Below are 16,764 nucleotides of genomic sequence, written 5' to 3'. Positions count from 1 at the left end.
TTATCAAGTACAAAATGCTAGCTACTTAAAATGAGAGGGGGAGACATAGATTATGTCAAAAAACATTTTAATTGTTGAAGATGAAGATATTTTACGCGAAATATTAAAGGATTACTTTTTGAGTGAACAATATAAAGTGCTTGAAGCGAGAGACGGGAAAGAGGCTTTAGTTTTATTTGAAGAAGAAGAGGTCGATTTAGTTATACTTGATATTATGTTACCAGAACTAGATGGATGGTCTGTTTGCCGAAGGATCCGTAAGACGTCCGGGGTCCCAATTATTATGCTGACGGCACGTGTAGATGAAGATGATACGTTACTTGGATTTGAGCTTGGGGCAGATGATTATGTTGCGAAACCGTATAGTCCGCCTATTTTATTAGCGAGAGCGAAACGATTATTAGAAAGTAGACAAGCATCAAAGAAACCTTTAGAAAATGAAGATGATACGTTATCAATTCATGGCATTCACGTCCATTTTCCGTCACGTACTGTTACTGTTGATGAGGCAGACATTACTTTAACACATACAGAATTTGAAATATTAGTGTATTTCATGAAAAACCAAGGAATTGTACTAACAAGAGAGCAATTAATTTCAAGAATTTGGGGATATGAGTTTGCTGGTGATGATCGAACGGTTAATAGCCATATTCGTAATTTACGAAATAAATTAGGAGAGAAATCAAAGCACATTACAACTGTAGTGCGAACCGGTTATAAATTCGAGGGGAACATATGAGAAATGGGATTGTACTTAAATTATTTACACTTACAACAGCCCTATGTATGTTGATTTTAGCGACGATATTTATTGGGCAAACAATATTTTTCAAACAATATTATGCGAACCGAAAAGTAGAAGATATTAAAGTGAATTTAAATTCCTTTGAGAAGAATTATTTGAATTATGCAGGAAGTGCAGAAGAAGTTCAGAAACTGGAGCAAGATTTTTTAAGAGAAAATAATACGTGGATTACGACGTTAGATCAGAATGGGAATTTAAAACATGTGGATGATTTTTATTTTGAAGTAACGATAGACCGTAGGCAACAAAAGAGCTTTGGACAACAAATATTCAAGATTCCCTTAGGTAATCTCGTCAATATAGAGGAGATTGATAATAAATTATCAGAGAAGTTTTTAGGACAAGAAATTTATTTTTCTGGAGTGAGAAAAGAAGAAAGTTTTATTCCATTCTCTTTCTCGTTAGGTAAACAAAATTTAAGTGGATCTAATAAACCGTTAGAAAAAGCATTTAATGAGAAAATGATTAAATTAGATCAGGAGAAAAAGAAAGCAGCTGAGGAACAAGTTGTTAAGGAAAAGAAGCCGGCCGTTCAGGAGCAAGCTGCTCAGGAATTAGATGCTTTCATAGTAGGACGTGTTACGAAAGTACAGTTCCCCGATGTAAAAGGTCCTGTGAATCCAATTTATAAAAATAGTTTATTCTTAGATAGCATAAAGGAATTTCAAACTGAGTTATTATTAAAAGAGAATAATCATATACAGTATTCAACACAAATAATGGACTATGAAAAAAATGATATAAAATATAAATTATTAATTAAACCAAAAAAAGAAAAAGACGGATCGGTAACATATATATATGCGATGGCTTCTTTACAGCCTGTAGATGAGGCTGTACAAATGGTGCAAGATTATTACATCTATATTGTAGCATTTGTAGTCGTTCTAATTTTTCTAGCTTCGTTTTATTACTCAAAACAAATTGCAAAACCGTTACTAAAAATAAATGATACAACGAAGAAAATAGCTCATTTGGATTTCACAGAAAAAATTCCGATTACTTCAAAAGATGAAATTGGTGATTTATCGCAAAATATTAATACATTATCTAATAAACTACATTCACATATTGGACAGTTAGAACAAGATATTGAAAAAGAAAGAAAGTTAGAAAACACAAGGAAAGAATTTATTGCGGGTGTATCGCATGAACTAAAAACGCCGCTGAGTATTATGAAAAGCTGTATTTCCATTTTAAAAGATGGGGTAGCTGAACATAAGAAAGACTACTATTTTCAGGCGATGGAAAAAGAAGTAGACAAGATGGATATACTAATTTTGGATATGCTTGAATTAGCTAAATTTGAGTCTGGCACATATAACATGAAGATGGATTCTTTCTATATAGATGGAGTGATTGAAGAAATATGTGAACAGCTTTCAGCGGAGATAGAGAAAAAAGAACTGAGTGTGCACAAACATATATGTCCAGCAGAAGTGATTGGGAATCAAAATAGAATTGAACAAGTAATTGTGAATTTTATTACGAATGCAATACGTTATACACCAGAAAAAGAAGATATTATTATTTCCACAATAGACGTGAAGGATCATATAAAAGTATGTATTGAAAATAAAGGTGCTCACATTGAAGAAGAACAATTAGATAAAATTTGGGATCGTTTTTATCGCGTGGATGCGGCAAGGAAACGTTCACAAGGTGGAACAGGGCTTGGCCTTGCGATTTCAAAAAATATTTTAGAACTGCACAATGCTGAATATGGGGTGAAGAATACCGAAGATGGTGTTTTATTTTACTTCTATTTACCGAAAAAAGCGTAGATAATACAATCTACGTTTTTTTAATTTAACTTCATATTATCTTTACCTAATCTTTATTTTTAAGAAGTATAATTTGGATAGAAAATGAGGTTATGTAAGGAGTAGATTAGCCGTGAATAGCGATTTACTAGGCGTGATGGTATTTATTTTTCTTTGTGCATTTATTGTATTTATTATTGATATTACTCATTGAGAGCTTTGATAAAAAAAGAGCGCTAATTAAGCGCCCTTTTTTTGTGTATTCATTTGATAAGCACCGATGCTTTTGAATAAGCGTGGTGAAGTTGTAAATAAAAGAATTAGTAATACAGTACATAGTATGAAAGAACCGATCATGGTACTGCCGTTTACAATTAATGAATATAGCACAGCTGATTGTCCTTTAGGTGCATATTGACCAAAGAAAATAATACCAGCAATAAAGTGACAGAAATAGCGTGCAAAGCTGCCGACAAATGTGGCAAGGATAATGTAAACGAGTGCTTTTTTTCCTTTGTTTTGTTTTGGTTTATCTTTGCGACTACCAAAACTTGAATGCTCTGCATTACTGTTGTCTGAGGCAAGTGCTTTTTGAATTGGACGATAGAATAAACCAGCAAAGCCGATAAAGGCAAAGGCAATGAAGTACTCAATGAATGCTTGAACTGGTGTTAGAATGTAAGCATCGCCTACGACAATTTGTAAAAGCCCCCAAATTAAGCCTCCTAAGAAAGCCCTTTTGAAGCCCCAGCGGTATGCGATAATAAAAATAGGAATCATAGCAAATGATATGGAACCGCCTGTTGGAAGTTTAATTGATAATGGTAGAATGTCGATAATCAAGGCGAAGGCTGCAAGAATTGCAGATTCGATCATCGCTTGTAAATTGGTGTTACGCATGTTGTCTCCCCCTAAATCCAAGTTTCACAAAAAAGAACATTATCATAGGAGGATACGAAATACGTAAATAAAAAAAGAGGTGTGTATTTCGGACGTTTGCACAATTCCTGCGTTAGCATTAACTAACAGGTTCAAAGGGTCGGAACGAATTGTTCCCTCTCAGCGGTAAGGCTCCCCCTGTGATAACGAGATTCTTTTGTTATTGTTTATTGTAAGTGAAATGGATGAGAATGGCAAACATACTTTGTATGACAATTATTGAAATATAATTGTATTGAAATGTTAATAAATATGAAGCAAAAAGATATAGTCCAAGTGAAATAGAGTATGATATAATTTTTTTGAAAATAATTATCATTCTCTTCTGAGGGGGAAGGTTATGAGCTTAGTAGATATTAAAATTGGCGAGAAAGTGTTAGTAAAAAGCATTCAGTCTTTAGATCAGTTATTAAAGCGTAGACTAGCTGCTTTCGGTCTCGCGGAAGGAAGCGAACTTCGCTTGAAACAGAAAGCGATGTTTAAAGGTCCTTGTACATTGGAGTGTCGTGGACAGTTAATTAGTATTCGTCATTGTGACGCGAAAATGATAAAGGTGGAATTAGCGTGAATAAGGTTGCTTTGCTAGGGAATCCGAATACAGGGAAAACATCATTATTTAATGCACTTACCGGTTCTTATGAATATGTAGGAAACTGGAGTGGTGTAACAGTAGAAAAGAAGGTTGGTAAATTAAAAGATAAGCAAGGAACATTAATTGATTTACCAGGCGTTTATGATTTGAATCCAGTTTCACGTGATGAAGGTGTCGTTACGAATTTTCTACTAACAGATGAATTTCATCATATGTTAAATATAGTGGATTCTTCTCAATTTGAGCGAAATATGCATTTAACATTGCAATTACTTGAATTTGGTAAGCCCGTTTCAATTGGTTTAAATATGATTGATGTGGCAAAGCAAAGAGGAATTGTTATTAATGTAAAACGGCTATCAGAAATATTAGGTGTAACAGTCGTTCCTGCCATCGCAAGAACCGGAAAAGGCTGTGAAGAATTACTTACTACTCTTCATGAAGAGAAACAAAAAGAGAAAAAGCCATTCATTATTTCATATGGTGTACAAATGGATGAAGGAATTGGAGAGGTAATCGCTCTTTTAGAGACAGCGAATTATGAGCATCCGAGATGGTTAGCCCTTCAATTTTTAAGCAATAACGAAGTAGTAGAAAAAGAAATGAAAGCATTACCAATTTATAAGGAACTTATAGCCATTCGATCTCGTTTAGATGGAAAACTTGATTGTACGTTGGAAGAGCACATTTATAAGACTCGTGAAGCGTATATTGAAAAGTTAAAAACAAATGTTATGCAACATGAGAAAGAAGGGAAAATTCCTTTTTCAGAAAAAATTGATAGGTTAATTACACATAAAATTTTAGGACTTCCAATCTTTTTAGCAGTCATGTTTTTTATTTTTCAGGTTACGTTTACGTGGATTGGTACACCTTTATCTGATATACTTGATGGATTTTTTGGCGGACAACTTACTGATTGGGTTACAGCTGGGCTCACAAGTGTTGGGGCTTCTGACTTTATTCAAGCACTCGTTACAGAAGGTATTATTGCTGGTGTTGGTGCGGTATTAGTATTCGTTCCACAAATCTTTGCACTATTCTTCTTCATTTCATTATTAGAAGACTCGGGATATATGGCACGAATTGCAGTTGTTATGGATAGAATTATGGAGTTTTTCGGTTTAAACGGAAAAGCATTTATTCCGATGATTATCGGCTTTGGATGTAACGTTCCAGGTATTATGGCAGCGAGAACGATTGAACAAGAAAAAGAAAGGTTACTTACAGTTCTTGTAACACCGTTTATGTCTTGTTCGGCACGTTTACCTGTATATGCACTATTTGCGGGAGTTTTCTTCCCTAATAGTCAGGCGACTGTTGTGTTCTCTTTATACATTGCAGGTATTGTTCTTGCATTACTCGTTACAAAAATTATGTCTCTTACTATTTTAAAAGCAGAAAAATCTATTTTTGTAATTGAACTACCACCTTACCGTGTGCCGCAAGCGAAAACGTTATGGCTGAGCACGTGGGAGAAAGGTAAAGGATTTGTTCGTAAAGCGGGTACATTCATCTTCGGTGGTTCTGTTGTCATTTGGTTATTAAACTATGCAGGTCCATCAGGATTTGGTGTTGATATGGGAGACAGTTTCTTAGCGATGATTGGTGGATTTATTGCACCACTTTTTGCACCGCTCGGTTTTGGAACGTGGCAAGCTGCGGCATCCCTTTTAACAGGATTTTTAGCGAAAGAAGTTGTCGTTTCTACGATGGCAATTATTTATGCGGTTAAAGAAGATGTGCTAGGAAATGTAATGGGAGCACATTATACTGCGCTATCAGCCTATGCATTTATGTTCTTTATTTTATTATATGTTCCGTGCTTAGCGACAGTAGCTGTTATTAAACGTGAAACTGGATCGATGAAATGGACAGTTTTCTCTGTCGTTTATCCGCTCGTTGTTGCTTATGTATTAACGCTCATTATATACCAAGTTGGGTCCTTACTCGGATTCTAGAAGGAGATGTATCGCGGTGATGGTCAATATTATAATTGGAGCTATCATTTTTGGTTATGCAGCATATACGTTAGTTAATTTTGTAAAGAGAAGTAAAAAGGGAAAATGCGCAGCATGCTCTTTAAGTAAGTCATGTCAGTCGCAAACTTGTAGTCCAGATATGGAGCAAATTGCTCATAAATAGAAAAAAGCTTTGCGAATTTCGCAAAGCTTTTTTGTTTACTTTTTAATTTTTACAAGCTGAGAAGCTTCTACTCCGTTGTAACCAGGGAATTCTTTACTAGGGTCTTTATCGAATTTTAATACACCAACAGATTTTTCATCACCTTTTACATTTCCATAAGTTGCATCGTCAACAATTGCGAACATGTCTGCATATGCACGGCCACTTCCGATAATTGTGTTGCCTTCGTATTTTAATTTTGCCCCATCAAGTGTAGCATTTTCTACTTTCTCTTTTGCAAATAACACGCCTTCTTCTGTTGTTACAGCTGGTAATTTATCAAGTGGTTTTGTATCATCGTTTTTATCAACTTTGCTAAGTAATTCTTTTTTCACCAGTTCTTCACCAGTTTTCTTATCCATTACAAGAACTTTTTTACCCTCTAATGTTGTCATTTTCATTTTATAGAAGTCTTTTTCTTTCACTTCTTTTTTATTTTTATCTGTAACTTGTTGAATTTGCTCATCTGTTCCGTATAGTACAAAGCCGTTCGCTTTTTCTCCTAATAAAGAACAACCTGATAATGCTCCGAATGAAATTGCTGCTGCTAATCCGATTCCTACTAATTTTTTCATGATGATTGCTCCTTTTATATGTTTTATAGTAAATACATTTTTTGTATTAGTCCTGAAATTATGAGAAGCTTGTTTGTTGCTTCTGGTATTAGTGTATAAGAAATATTGAAACGTAACTATCGAGTTAGCTTACAGTAACATTACAATAATGTAATTTAGTGAAAGTGCATAAAAATATGTCAATTCTGAAGAGGGTTAATGAGAATATATTAGGAATACAATGTTTTATCTAGAATGTCATATTATATTGGCTGTATTTTGGAAATAACATGTAAGGACATATTAGTTTTGTTATAATAAACACATAGGCTGTAAAAATGAATATTCTTTACTGTTAAGGGAGATTTTTCAGTTTTCCAAGTAGTGAATTTGAAATATGAGGTAAGTCATAGGAGGAATTAGAATGTCTGTATTTAAACGATTACGAGATTTAACAATGTCGAATGTATATTCATTAATTGAAAAAGCGGAAGATCCAGTTAAGATGACGGATCAATATTTACGCGATATGCAAGCGGATGTACAAGAAGCTGAGAAAAGTGTAGCAGCTCAAATTGCACTTGAGAAGAAATTCAAAATATTATTTGAAGAGCAAGAAGCACTTGTGAAAAAACGTGAAGAGCAAGCTCATATGGCTGTTCAAGCAAGCAATCTTGACCTTGCGCGTCGTGCTCTTGAAGAAAAACAAAATGCAGAGCAAAAGATGAATGAGTATAAAGCGAGCTATGAGCAAAACAAAGCAGCTGCTGATAACCTTCGTCTGAAGCTAGAAGAAATGCGTAAGCAATTAACAGAGCTGAAAAATAAACGTGAAACACTTGTTGCACGTGTAAATGCAGCGAAAGCACAAAAGAATATTAATCAGGCGATGTCTGGATTTGATTCAAATTCAGCAAAAGCTGGTTTAAGCCGTATGGAAGAGAAAGCACTTCAATTAGAGGCTGAAGCAGAAGCAAGCGGTGAAATTTACAAGAAAGAAAAGTCGTTAGATGATGAATTCGCAAGCTTAAACAAAAATTCTGTTGTTGACGATGAATTAGCTCGTATTATGAAGCAGTATGAGAAATAATATAGAATAGACAAAGAAACCGACATGTCTGAAGAGAATTCATGTCGGTTTTCTATTACTTTTTTAGAGGAGGTTTTGTAATGACGTGGATGAATGTTTTAGCTATGCTTGTATGGACTGGGGCGAGTGCAGTACTTTTATTTGCAATTATGTGGGTTGATTCGATTTTTACAAAATACAATGATTTAAAAGAAATGAAAAATGGAAATACAGCAGTGACAACGCGTTTCGTTATGAAATTATTCGCTCAAGGATACATTTTGTCACAATCGATTACGAAAGCGAATGACTTATGGCAAGCGCTTCTTGCCTCAGCAGTTTCATTCGTTATTTTATTAATTGTAGAAATGTTCATTGAGTTTGTGTTAAAGAAAATGTCTGGTTTAGATTTAGAAGAAGGAACGAAAGAAGGCAGCTTAGCACATGCGTTGTTAGCTGGTTCATTACATATCGTTGGTGCACTTATTTTAGGTGCTTGTTTATAAAGAGAAAAGGAGGGGTAGATTGTGAGTTTATTTAAACGTATTAAAAATATAATGAAGAGTCCGGAGCCGCCGAAGCCAGAAAAGAGTCTTTTAACGTTGGCTCCTGGCGATATGATTGAAGTCTCGTTAGTCATGTACGAATTAACTGGGAAAACGAGCATGCATTCTCGCAAGGAGATTATTTTAACTTTGCAGGATGGGAAAGATATTCGTTATTTGAAAATCGAAGACCGTGAAAATACGTATTACAAATTGTATACACCGATTGATGGTCGTTTAGATTCAATCGATGAAATTCCGACGACGATTGAAATGGATGATATAGAGTATCATATGGAAGAACAATATAATGGACGTGTTGTTGTTATGGGGAAAACACCATTCGCTGCTTCAGAAGAACAGTACGTATGGGAATTCCAATCTGATAACCGCAAATTATTACGTGTTGAATGGCAAAATGGTCGCACAATGATGTATGAGGGAGAAGTAATTATTCCTGCTGATGTACAAATCATAAGAGCAACATAAGGGGGGCGTAATCATGTCAAACCGATTGTTTACCATGATTAAATCGTTCGTGATCCCTATACTTGCTATCGTTACATTACTTGTTATTGCCGGTTATGCTTTATCGGGCTGTCAAAGTGGTCAGGCGAAGTCAATTCAGGACCGTTACCCACTAGAGTCTGTCGCAAAGGATGGTAAACAAGAATCTTACGTGTATAGGGCCGCCAATCGGTCAGTTCCTGAAGTTGCAAAGGAACTTATAGCTGAAAGGAAACCGAAGCAAGCATCTAAAGAAGACGAAAATCAAATGTTCCTCGTTTATTCTGATAAAATGTATAATTTACAAAAGGATAAAGAGAAACCATCTGATACGTTAATTGAAATAAGTAATGAAGAATTTGTCCGTCAAAATTACCAACCATCCTTCTTACAAGGATATATTATGGGGAGTATATTAAACGATATATTCGGTTCACGCAAATCATCATACGGTGATTATCGCGGATATAATGACAGACAAAATCATAAACCGGTTATCCCGGAAAGACCACCTACGAAAGAAGAAAAGAAAACCCCGCCTCCAATTACGAAGGAAGGGAAAGGATCTATTATTAAGCGAGGCGATAATGTAGATCCGAAATCATCTGTAGGTGATAAAGGAAGTATTACGGAAAAAGGAAGTAACAAGACGCCACCGCCTTCTACCGGAAGCAAAGGGAAAATTACGAAAAATCCGGGTGGTTCGAGTGGATCTGATGTGAAGCCGAAATCATCCATTAAAACCCCACCAAAGAATACGTCGCCCCCGAAAACAAGGGTTGGCGGTTCAGGGAAAATTATGAAGAGAAGATAGTATAGAGACCGAAAAGCGGAATTTGCTTTTCGGTCTTTTTATTATGGGAATTAATTCCTTGCAGCTGGTACAATTAATGAATAAGGAGGGAATATTATGACTATGTATAAAAGATTTAGTTTAATCATGTTCCTCGTATTATTCCTCAGTTTGTTTATTAGTACAACGATGAAATTTCACTTTGTAGTTGGTATTCTATGGATACTATGTACATGTACTCTCTTTCTATATGTTCCGCTTCGCTTTCAGCATGAAGTGCCCGCCTTTCAAAAGTACGTCGATTGGATTAAAAGCGGGGGAAGATGGGGGGAGTAAAATATATCAACGGTTTTTCGATTATATCTATCGTAGCTCAAAATATATCAACGATTCGAAAAGGAATATCGATTTACCAACTTCATAATAAAAAGAGGCTGCACCAATATTTTGGCACACCCTCTTTTTTCATAATGATTAATGAATATCACGTTTCTTAAAGTTACCGCCTTTTACTTCAGCTACGTCATAAACTGTAATAAAGGCATTAGGATCGATTTCATTAATCAGGTCCTTCATTTTACTTTCTTCTAAACGGTTAATTACACAAGAAATTTCTTTGAATTTCTCTCTTGAATAACCACCATATACTTCGTTATACGTTGCGCTTCGGCCTAAACGATCGCGAATTGTTTCTACCATTAATTCAGGCTCTTTCGTGATGATTTTAAATGTTTTCGAACCACTTAAACCAACTTCAACGATATGAATCACTTTCGAAGCGATAAAGTAAGCAATTGCCGAAAGGATAGCCCCTTGAAGACCAAATACTGTTGAAACAAAAATAAAGACAAACATATTTAAGAATAAAATAAGGTCACTTGTTCCAAAAGGTAACTTACGAGAAAGTAATACAGCTAGCATATCGATTCCATCTAATGCGCCGCCGTTACGTAAGGCTAGTCCCATACCGAAACCGATAATAATACCACCAACAACTGTAACGAGTAGTGTATCGCCTTCAATAATAGTTGGTATTCCGTGCATGACAACGGTACCTATTGCTAATGAAGCAATCCCGATGATGGAATAAATTGCAAAGCTTTTACCGATTTGTTTATATCCTAACCAAACGAAAGGAATGTTAATAACTGCGATTAGAGCTCCTAATGGCAATCCAAATAATCTTGAACTAACGATACTTAAACCAGTCACACCACCGTCGGATACGTTATTTGGAATTAAGACAGCTTCTAATCCGTACGCTGTGATAAATGCCCCAATAATAATCATCAAAGCTTTTGAAGCAATTTTCAGCTTATTGGGCTTACTCTTGATCATTTTTTTCATATAATTTCCTCGTTTCAAACTAGTTTCTTTTTCTTACATGTTTGCTAATCAGTTCGATTCATGCCTAACAACCATTTTAACATTATATTTGAAAAAATTCTCCTTTAATGGATGTATGCAGGGAATATTATCACCATAGTACCATTAAAATATTTTTGAAATTCGTATAAGAAATCCCACCCTTTTAAAGGATGGGATGTTGTTAAGAAAGTATAAAACTAACGACTGTTAGGAATAAAGCGAAACCTAAAATAGTTCCACATATTTTCATATGGCGCTTACGCCCCATAACGACAATTGCGACATATTCGCGAATCATTGCATTAGGCCAGTAATAAAAGGCTGTTTTTGATCCGATTCCTTGGCTATTAAGGCCAGCTTGTCTTGCATATATGCCAGCACGGAAAAGATGGAAATTATTCGTTGTAAAAATACTTTTATACTTACCTTCTGGTTTTAAAGAATCCATAATTTCTTTAGAGAACGACATGTTTTGATATGTGTTTACAGAACGATTTTCTTGTACCGTATATTCAAGCGGAATGCCTTTTTCAACAGCATAATTTTGCATCGCTTCTGCTTCCGGAAGACCTTCATCAGGCCCTTGCCCACCAGAGAAAATGATTGTTGGTGGTGTATTCACAGCGGCTTGCTTCCAATAAAAGTCGATTGATTTATTAATGCGACTTGCAAGTAAGGGTGGCACTTTGTCATTAATTAAGCCGCTACCAAGAACGATGATGAAATCTTGATTACGTCTCGGTCTATTGAATTGGTATAGAAAATAAGCGCTTAAGAAGTTAGATAAATGTATAAAGAAATACATAGTTACAAGAGAAATAGCAGCAAAAATAAATTGAAAATGCTCTGAGAATAAACTTGCTGGATTTATGATAGGGATTAGTATACAGAATAAAATCCCTAAAGCAGCAATTAAAGTTAAAGAGTTTGTAAAGCGTCTTCCTTCACGCCTCATCAAGATTCTCGCATTAAGAAATAGTCCAAACATTAGAGCAACGATGCCAAAAGGTATCATGAAAAGTAGAGCTAACATGGGTAGAATAACGATGAAATGTAAAGTGTTACTACCAGATGCAAACGAGGCGATTGCACAAAATAATAGAAATGAACAGAAAAAGGCATTAAATAAAAAGCCATTTATTATTTTTCGTGGATCTTTTAAGTAAGAGATAAGAAAAATAATAAACAATATAAGAGGAATGATTCCGAAAAACATAAATATAGTACACCTCAATTTGTATAATGTTTTATTGCATCCTTAATATTACATGATTTTGAAGATGTTGATAAAAAAATAACGATTTAGAATTTTCTCAACAATCGATATAGTTAAATATGGTAAAATGTATTCAAAGTGATATATTAAAAGTAAAATGGTTGAAGAGGCACTCTGTGGAGTGTCTTTTTCTTTTTGGTATGTAATTATGCATATTATGTTTATTTTCAAGGGAAGAGGATTAAAATATAAATTGTGGATACACGCTATAAAGCAGAATTTTATATTAATATTTACCTCTACTCTTTTTGTACCTAACAATCTTGTAACAATTCATGATTCTGTTTTCTAGTGTGTGTTTACAAAAAGCGGGATGGGGTATATATAAACAGGGGAAAGGACGTCTTCTTGAAAGGCGTCTTTTTGTTTCTTAGTATAGATAATTTCCACTATTAACGTAGTGCAAACTATCTATACTAAACATTAGCAATCTTCCGTATAAAGATTATCAATTTACTATATATTCCAGTGGTGTTAAGCTACATATGAAAGGCTTTCTTTTTCAAAATATTACCCCTAATAAATTTTGAAAGAGTCAACTGTCTCCAAAATTGCCATTTGTGCTTAGCAAAAAAAGAATCCTTCGGGGTTCTTTTTTTGTATTCGACAGAATATGACAAAATGAATTTATATAATTTGTTATATTGTTAAATAGTTATTATGGAAAAGAGAAGGAGACTTAAGTATGGGATTTAAAAAATTACTTTTAACAGGTGCAATTGTTGCAACTACAGCATTTACTTCAATCGGGACAGCGCAGGCAAGTACTCAGTTTAAAGATGTTCCAAACAATCATTGGGCTTATAAGGCAATTATGGATTTAGCAAATAAAAATATTGTTGCTGGATATGGAAATGGGATTTTTGGATTTGGTGATGATGTAACTCGTGAGCAAGTTGCAGCCCTTATGTTCCGTCAATTAAAGCCAGCAGTAAAAGAACAGTATAATAATCCTTATAAAGATGTTACTGATCGTTCGACTCAGTTTAAAAAAGAGATTCTTGCTTTAACAGAGATCGGTGTATTCGCTGGAGATGACACAGGGAACTTTAGGCCGAAAGATTCGTTAACTCGCGATGAAATGGCACAAATTTTAACAAAAGGGTTTCAATTGCAAATTAGAGGGGATCATAATTTCCCGGATGTAGATAGAAATGGATGGGCGAATCCTGCGATTACTGCAGTTAAATCAAATTATATTACAGCTGGAACTGGTGATGGTAAATTCGCACCTAGAATGCATGTAAGTCGTGAGCAATATGTTCAGTTCTTATATAACGCGACATTACCACTTGAAGAAAGACCAGGAGCAAGACAAGAACAACCACAACCAGAGGTGAAGCCGGAACAAAAGCCAGAACCAAAACGCTTTGCTAACTGTAAAGAAGCAAATGATGCTGGAGTTTACGATATTACAAGAGATAGTCCGTATTACGGTAAGCATTTAGATCGTGATGGCGATGGAATTGCTTGTGAGAGAAAGAAGAGCGGTAAATAAGAAAAAAGCACTCAGCCTGAGTGCTTTTTTCTTATTCACACATGCTATTTTTTTAGGCGATTCTCATAGAATGGGAGTAACGAAATGAAAGTAGGTGATAAAATGCCAGCTATTGTGGAAGGGGTTATTATTGAGAACTGTAATGGGACAATTAACTTAGGTGATAAATATAACGTACATCCAATTGAAAAAACGAAAGCTTATAATGGATCGGGATCTTCAAATACCGGATTAAATGTGAGGACATTCAGTGGTATTAGTACGGCAGATGTAACGGATAACGATGTGTATGACCAAGTAATTCAATCTACGTTATAATTTTTATATGTAAAATTGCATAAAATGATGTGCTTGCCCTGTGATACAATTTAGTTGTGAGCTGTTAGTGATTCTTCTTTATCATAGTTGTTAGATTAGAAATGTAACATCTTATCGAAAATCATACGTAAAATAAAAAAGACACTTCGCTCGAAGTGTCTTTTTTATTTTAGTGATATCCTTTAGCAGAGTCTTTATGAATTTTATTTTTAAATATGCTGTAGCTCCAAAGCTGATATCCAATAACGATTGGTACCATGACGATTGCAACGAAGAACATAATTTTTAAGTTTAATTGACTACCAGCTGCGTTGTATAACGTTGTACTATAAGCGTCGTTAATACGAGATGGTAACATTCTTGGGAACATACCTGCAAAACCAGTTGTCATAAACATTGCGATTGTTAAGCAAACGAATGTGAATGCAAGGCCGATTTTATGTTTGTACACCATAATAAGTGTGAGTACACTCATTAACATTGCAAGTACTGGAAGAATGAATAGTACAGGATATTCCGTGAAGTTTTGGAATAAATTTGTACGATTTGCAGTTGCGACATAGAAAATAGCTAAAATGATAGCAGCTGCCATTGAAAATGGTCTTGCGATTTTATAAGCACGATCAGATACTTCGCCAGTTGTTTTAATCATAATCCAAAGGGCACCAGATACGACGAATATAGCAGTGAAGAAAAGACCACCTAAAATACCATAATGGTTTAGTAAGCTAAGTAAAGTTCCTTCATAACCATCTTTTCCGATTTGCAGCCCGTAATACAGGTTAGCGAATGTAACGCCGAATAAGAAGGCGATTAGGAAACTACCAATTGTAAATGCCCATTTACAAGTTTTTTGCCAAATTGGTGAATCGTCTTTATGCATAAATTCAAGTCCAGCGGCACGAGCAAATAGTGCAAGTAATACTAAAAACAGTGGTGTATATAGGTAACTAAACATATTTGCATATGTGATTGGGAAGGCAGCAAATGTTGCACCACCAGCTGTAATTAACCATACTTCATTACCACCCCAGAATGGACCAATTGCTTCTTGTAATTGATTTCGTTCTTGTCGGTCTTTCGCAACGAATGGGAAAATCATCCCGTTACCGAGTGCGTAGCCATCAAGAATGAAGTAAACTGTCCAAATTACGCCCCATAAACCGAACCAGATAATTGCAAGCATATCATGAGACATGAGCTGTACCTCCTTCAGTAGCAGGCTCTTCTAATGCAGCAGGTCCTTTTTTCGCGAACTTTAGCATTAAGTATGCATCTGCGATTAAAAGTAATGTGTAGAACAAGATTAAACTAATTAAGGAGAACCAAATTTGTGGAACAGATATAGGTGATACAGATTCCGCTGTACGCATCAGTTTATATACTGTCCATGGTTGACGACCTACTTCGGCAACAATCCACCCAGCGTTAATTGCGATATATGGTAGTAAAACAGACCACATTGTGATTTTTAAATAACGTTTTGAGTTTTCTAGTTTTCCTTTTCGGTTTAAGTAGAAACCGTACCAAGTTAATGCCATAAAGAACATACCAAGTGCAACCATTAAGCGGAAGCTATAGTACACGAGGTTAACATTTGGACGTTCATCTTTCGGAATATCTTTTAAACCAACAATTTCGCCATCAAATGAGTTTGTGTAGAAGAAGCTTCCTAGTTTCGGAATAGTAAGGAATTCAAAGTTTTTTTCGTTTTTTACATCAGGAATTTGAACAATCGAGAATCCTTGTCCTTTTCCAGTTTCCCAAACTGCTTCCATCGCAGCTCCTTTTGCTGGTTGATATTTAGCAGCTGATACACCGGATTGATGGCCCATAAATGGTGTGATTGTTGCGGCGAATAAACCTAACATTAAACCAAATTTAAATGATTTTTTGAAGAATTCCACTTCGTTTTTACGTAGTAAGTGATATGCACTAATTGCCATAACGAAGAAAGCACCGACAATATAACAACCAATTACAGTATGGAAGAACATGTTCCAAGCGTATGGATTTGTAACAAGAGCCCAGAAGTCATTTAATTCAGCGCGGCCATTACGTACTACATAGCCAACGGGGTTTTGCATAAAGCCATTTGCAGTAATAATCCAAAGGGCAGAAATATTTGTTCCAAGTGCAACCATCCACATACAGAAAGCACGGAATTTTGGTGAGATTTTGTCTTTACCGAATAACCATATTCCCATGAAAGTAGATTCTAAGAAGAAGGCAACGAGTGCTTCGATTGCGAGAGGTGATCCGAAAATATCCCCCATATATTTGGAGTACTCAGACCAGTTTGTTCCAAATTGGAATTCCATCGTAATCCCAGTTATAATCCCCATTACGAAGTTAATTGTAAAAAGTTTTCCCCAGAAATTTGCCATTTTGCGGTATGTTGGATTCAATGTGCGGGCGTATTGAGTTTCCATACATGCTACTAAAATAACAAGTCCGATTGTCAAAGGTACAAATAAAAAGTGATAAAAAATAGTAATTGCAAATTGAAAACGACTTAGTAACAGAACGTCGGACATAATAAATATTCAC

The 16,764-nt window shown here is 35.3% G+C and carries 18 protein-coding genes and 1 riboswitch; of the genes, 12 read left to right on the top strand and 6 right to left on the bottom strand.

Going from position 1 to position 16,764, the window contains the following annotated elements:
* Nucleotides 1-52: 52 nt before the first annotated feature.
* Entirely contained in the window at nt 53-742 is a 690-nt protein-coding gene (locus ABH955_RS26215) for a response regulator transcription factor (RefSeq protein ID WP_113938177.1), read from the top strand.
* Nucleotides 739-2,592 carry a sensor histidine kinase gene (locus tag ABH955_RS26210; RefSeq protein ID WP_404457703.1) on the top strand — a complete coding sequence of 618 codons (1,854 nt, stop codon included), beginning with the start codon at nt 739-741 and terminating at the stop codon, nt 2,590-2,592. The genes ABH955_RS26215 and ABH955_RS26210 overlap by 4 nt, the downstream gene beginning before the upstream one ends.
* Nucleotides 2,593-2,811: 219 nt before the next feature.
* On the opposite strand, the gene thiT is transcribed toward ABH955_RS26210, so the two are convergent.
* Nucleotides 2,812-3,471, bottom strand: a complete 660-nt coding sequence (gene thiT, locus ABH955_RS26205) for an energy-coupled thiamine transporter ThiT (RefSeq protein WP_044443876.1) — start codon at nt 3,469-3,471, stop codon at nt 2,812-2,814.
* Nucleotides 3,472-3,557: 86 nt separating this feature from the next.
* Nucleotides 3,558-3,659, bottom strand: a riboswitch (TPP riboswitch).
* A gap of 191 nt (nt 3,660-3,850) precedes the next feature.
* On the opposite strand from thiT, the gene ABH955_RS26200 reads away from it, so the two are divergent.
* Genes ABH955_RS26200 through ABH955_RS26190 form a run of 3 tightly spaced genes read left to right on the top strand, consistent with a single transcriptional unit; the run spans nt 3,851 to nt 6,247 of the window.
* Nucleotides 3,851-4,078 carry a FeoA family protein gene (locus ABH955_RS26200; RefSeq protein ID WP_000060512.1) on the top strand — a complete coding sequence of 76 codons (228 nt, stop codon included), beginning with the start codon at nt 3,851-3,853 and terminating at the stop codon, nt 4,076-4,078.
* On the top strand, nt 4,075-6,063 hold the full coding sequence (gene feoB / locus ABH955_RS26195; RefSeq protein WP_404491835.1) for a ferrous iron transport protein B: 1,989 nt from the start codon (nt 4,075-4,077) through the stop codon (nt 6,061-6,063). The genes ABH955_RS26200 and feoB overlap by 4 nt, the downstream gene beginning before the upstream one ends.
* Nucleotides 6,064-6,079: 16 nt before the next feature.
* Nucleotides 6,080-6,247 (top strand): FeoB-associated Cys-rich membrane protein, encoded by a 168-nt coding sequence (locus ABH955_RS26190; RefSeq protein ID WP_000989601.1) that lies wholly within the window; start codon nt 6,080-6,082, stop codon nt 6,245-6,247.
* Between the two features lie 35 nt (nt 6,248-6,282).
* Here ABH955_RS26190 and ABH955_RS26185 read toward each other — a convergent pair whose 3' ends face one another.
* Nucleotides 6,283-6,861: a lipoprotein BA_5634 family protein gene (locus ABH955_RS26185; RefSeq protein ID WP_002129594.1), complete on the bottom strand. Its 579-nt coding sequence runs from the start codon at nt 6,859-6,861 to the stop codon at nt 6,283-6,285.
* A 403-nt stretch (nt 6,862-7,264) separates the two neighbouring features.
* On the opposite strand from ABH955_RS26185, the gene ABH955_RS26180 reads away from it, so the two are divergent.
* The 5 genes from ABH955_RS26180 (at nt 7,265) to ABH955_RS26160 (ending at nt 10,090) form a co-directional block, all read left to right on the top strand.
* Nucleotides 7,265-7,930: a PspA/IM30 family protein gene (locus ABH955_RS26180; RefSeq protein ID WP_002015754.1), complete on the top strand. Its 666-nt coding sequence runs from the start codon at nt 7,265-7,267 to the stop codon at nt 7,928-7,930.
* Between the two features lie 80 nt (nt 7,931-8,010).
* Nucleotides 8,011-8,415, top strand: coding sequence for a DUF350 domain-containing protein (locus tag ABH955_RS26175; protein WP_002015753.1), 405 nt, complete (start codon nt 8,011-8,013; stop codon nt 8,413-8,415).
* A 21-nt stretch (nt 8,416-8,436) separates the two neighbouring features.
* A complete protein-coding gene (locus ABH955_RS26170) occupies nt 8,437-8,943 on the top strand; it encodes a DUF4178 domain-containing protein (RefSeq protein ID WP_002015752.1) in 507 nt (168 codons plus the stop codon).
* Nucleotides 8,944-8,956: 13 nt separating this feature from the next.
* Nucleotides 8,957-9,775: a DUF4247 domain-containing protein gene (locus ABH955_RS26165; protein WP_002089171.1), complete on the top strand. Its 819-nt coding sequence runs from the start codon at nt 8,957-8,959 to the stop codon at nt 9,773-9,775.
* Between the two features lie 96 nt (nt 9,776-9,871).
* Nucleotides 9,872-10,090, top strand: coding sequence for a hypothetical protein (locus ABH955_RS26160; protein ID WP_193652298.1), 219 nt, complete (start codon nt 9,872-9,874; stop codon nt 10,088-10,090).
* 138 nt (nt 10,091-10,228) lie between these two features.
* Here ABH955_RS26160 and ABH955_RS26155 read toward each other — a convergent pair whose 3' ends face one another.
* Together ABH955_RS26155 and ABH955_RS26150 are read right to left on the bottom strand one after the other, a co-directional pair.
* Nucleotides 10,229-11,101 (bottom strand): YitT family protein, encoded by an 873-nt coding sequence (locus tag ABH955_RS26155; protein WP_000738210.1) that lies wholly within the window; start codon nt 11,099-11,101, stop codon nt 10,229-10,231.
* A gap of 202 nt (nt 11,102-11,303) precedes the next feature.
* Nucleotides 11,304-12,338 carry a YdcF family protein gene (locus ABH955_RS26150; RefSeq protein WP_404457696.1) on the bottom strand — a complete coding sequence of 345 codons (1,035 nt, stop codon included), beginning with the start codon at nt 12,336-12,338 and terminating at the stop codon, nt 11,304-11,306.
* Between the two features lie 745 nt (nt 12,339-13,083).
* Between ABH955_RS26150 and ABH955_RS26145 the strand changes: the two genes are divergently transcribed.
* Entirely contained in the window at nt 13,084-13,896 is an 813-nt protein-coding gene (locus ABH955_RS26145; RefSeq protein ID WP_002089166.1) for an S-layer homology domain-containing protein, read from the top strand.
* 84 nt (nt 13,897-13,980) lie between these two features.
* A complete protein-coding gene (locus tag ABH955_RS26140; RefSeq protein WP_002015747.1) occupies nt 13,981-14,214 on the top strand; it encodes a spore germination protein in 234 nt (77 codons plus the stop codon).
* A 169-nt stretch (nt 14,215-14,383) separates the two neighbouring features.
* Here ABH955_RS26140 and cydB read toward each other — a convergent pair whose 3' ends face one another.
* Nucleotides 14,384-15,412: a cytochrome d ubiquinol oxidase subunit II gene (gene cydB, locus ABH955_RS26135; protein ID WP_002164909.1), complete on the bottom strand. Its 1,029-nt coding sequence runs from the start codon at nt 15,410-15,412 to the stop codon at nt 14,384-14,386.
* Complete coding sequence (cydA, locus tag ABH955_RS26130) at nt 15,402-16,751, bottom strand: cytochrome ubiquinol oxidase subunit I (RefSeq protein ID WP_404457692.1); 1,350 nt, start codon at nt 16,749-16,751, stop codon at nt 15,402-15,404. Before cydA ends, cydB begins: the two co-directional genes overlap by 11 nt.
* Between the last annotated feature and the right edge of the window lie 13 nt (nt 16,752-16,764).

The sequence above is a fragment of the Bacillus sp. RC240 genome, assembly GCF_044907945.1.
In the GTDB taxonomy this organism is placed as follows: Bacteria; Bacillota; Bacilli; order Bacillales; family Bacillaceae_G; genus Bacillus_A; species Bacillus_A mycoides.
This window is presented reverse-complemented; position numbering and strand designations above follow the sequence as displayed.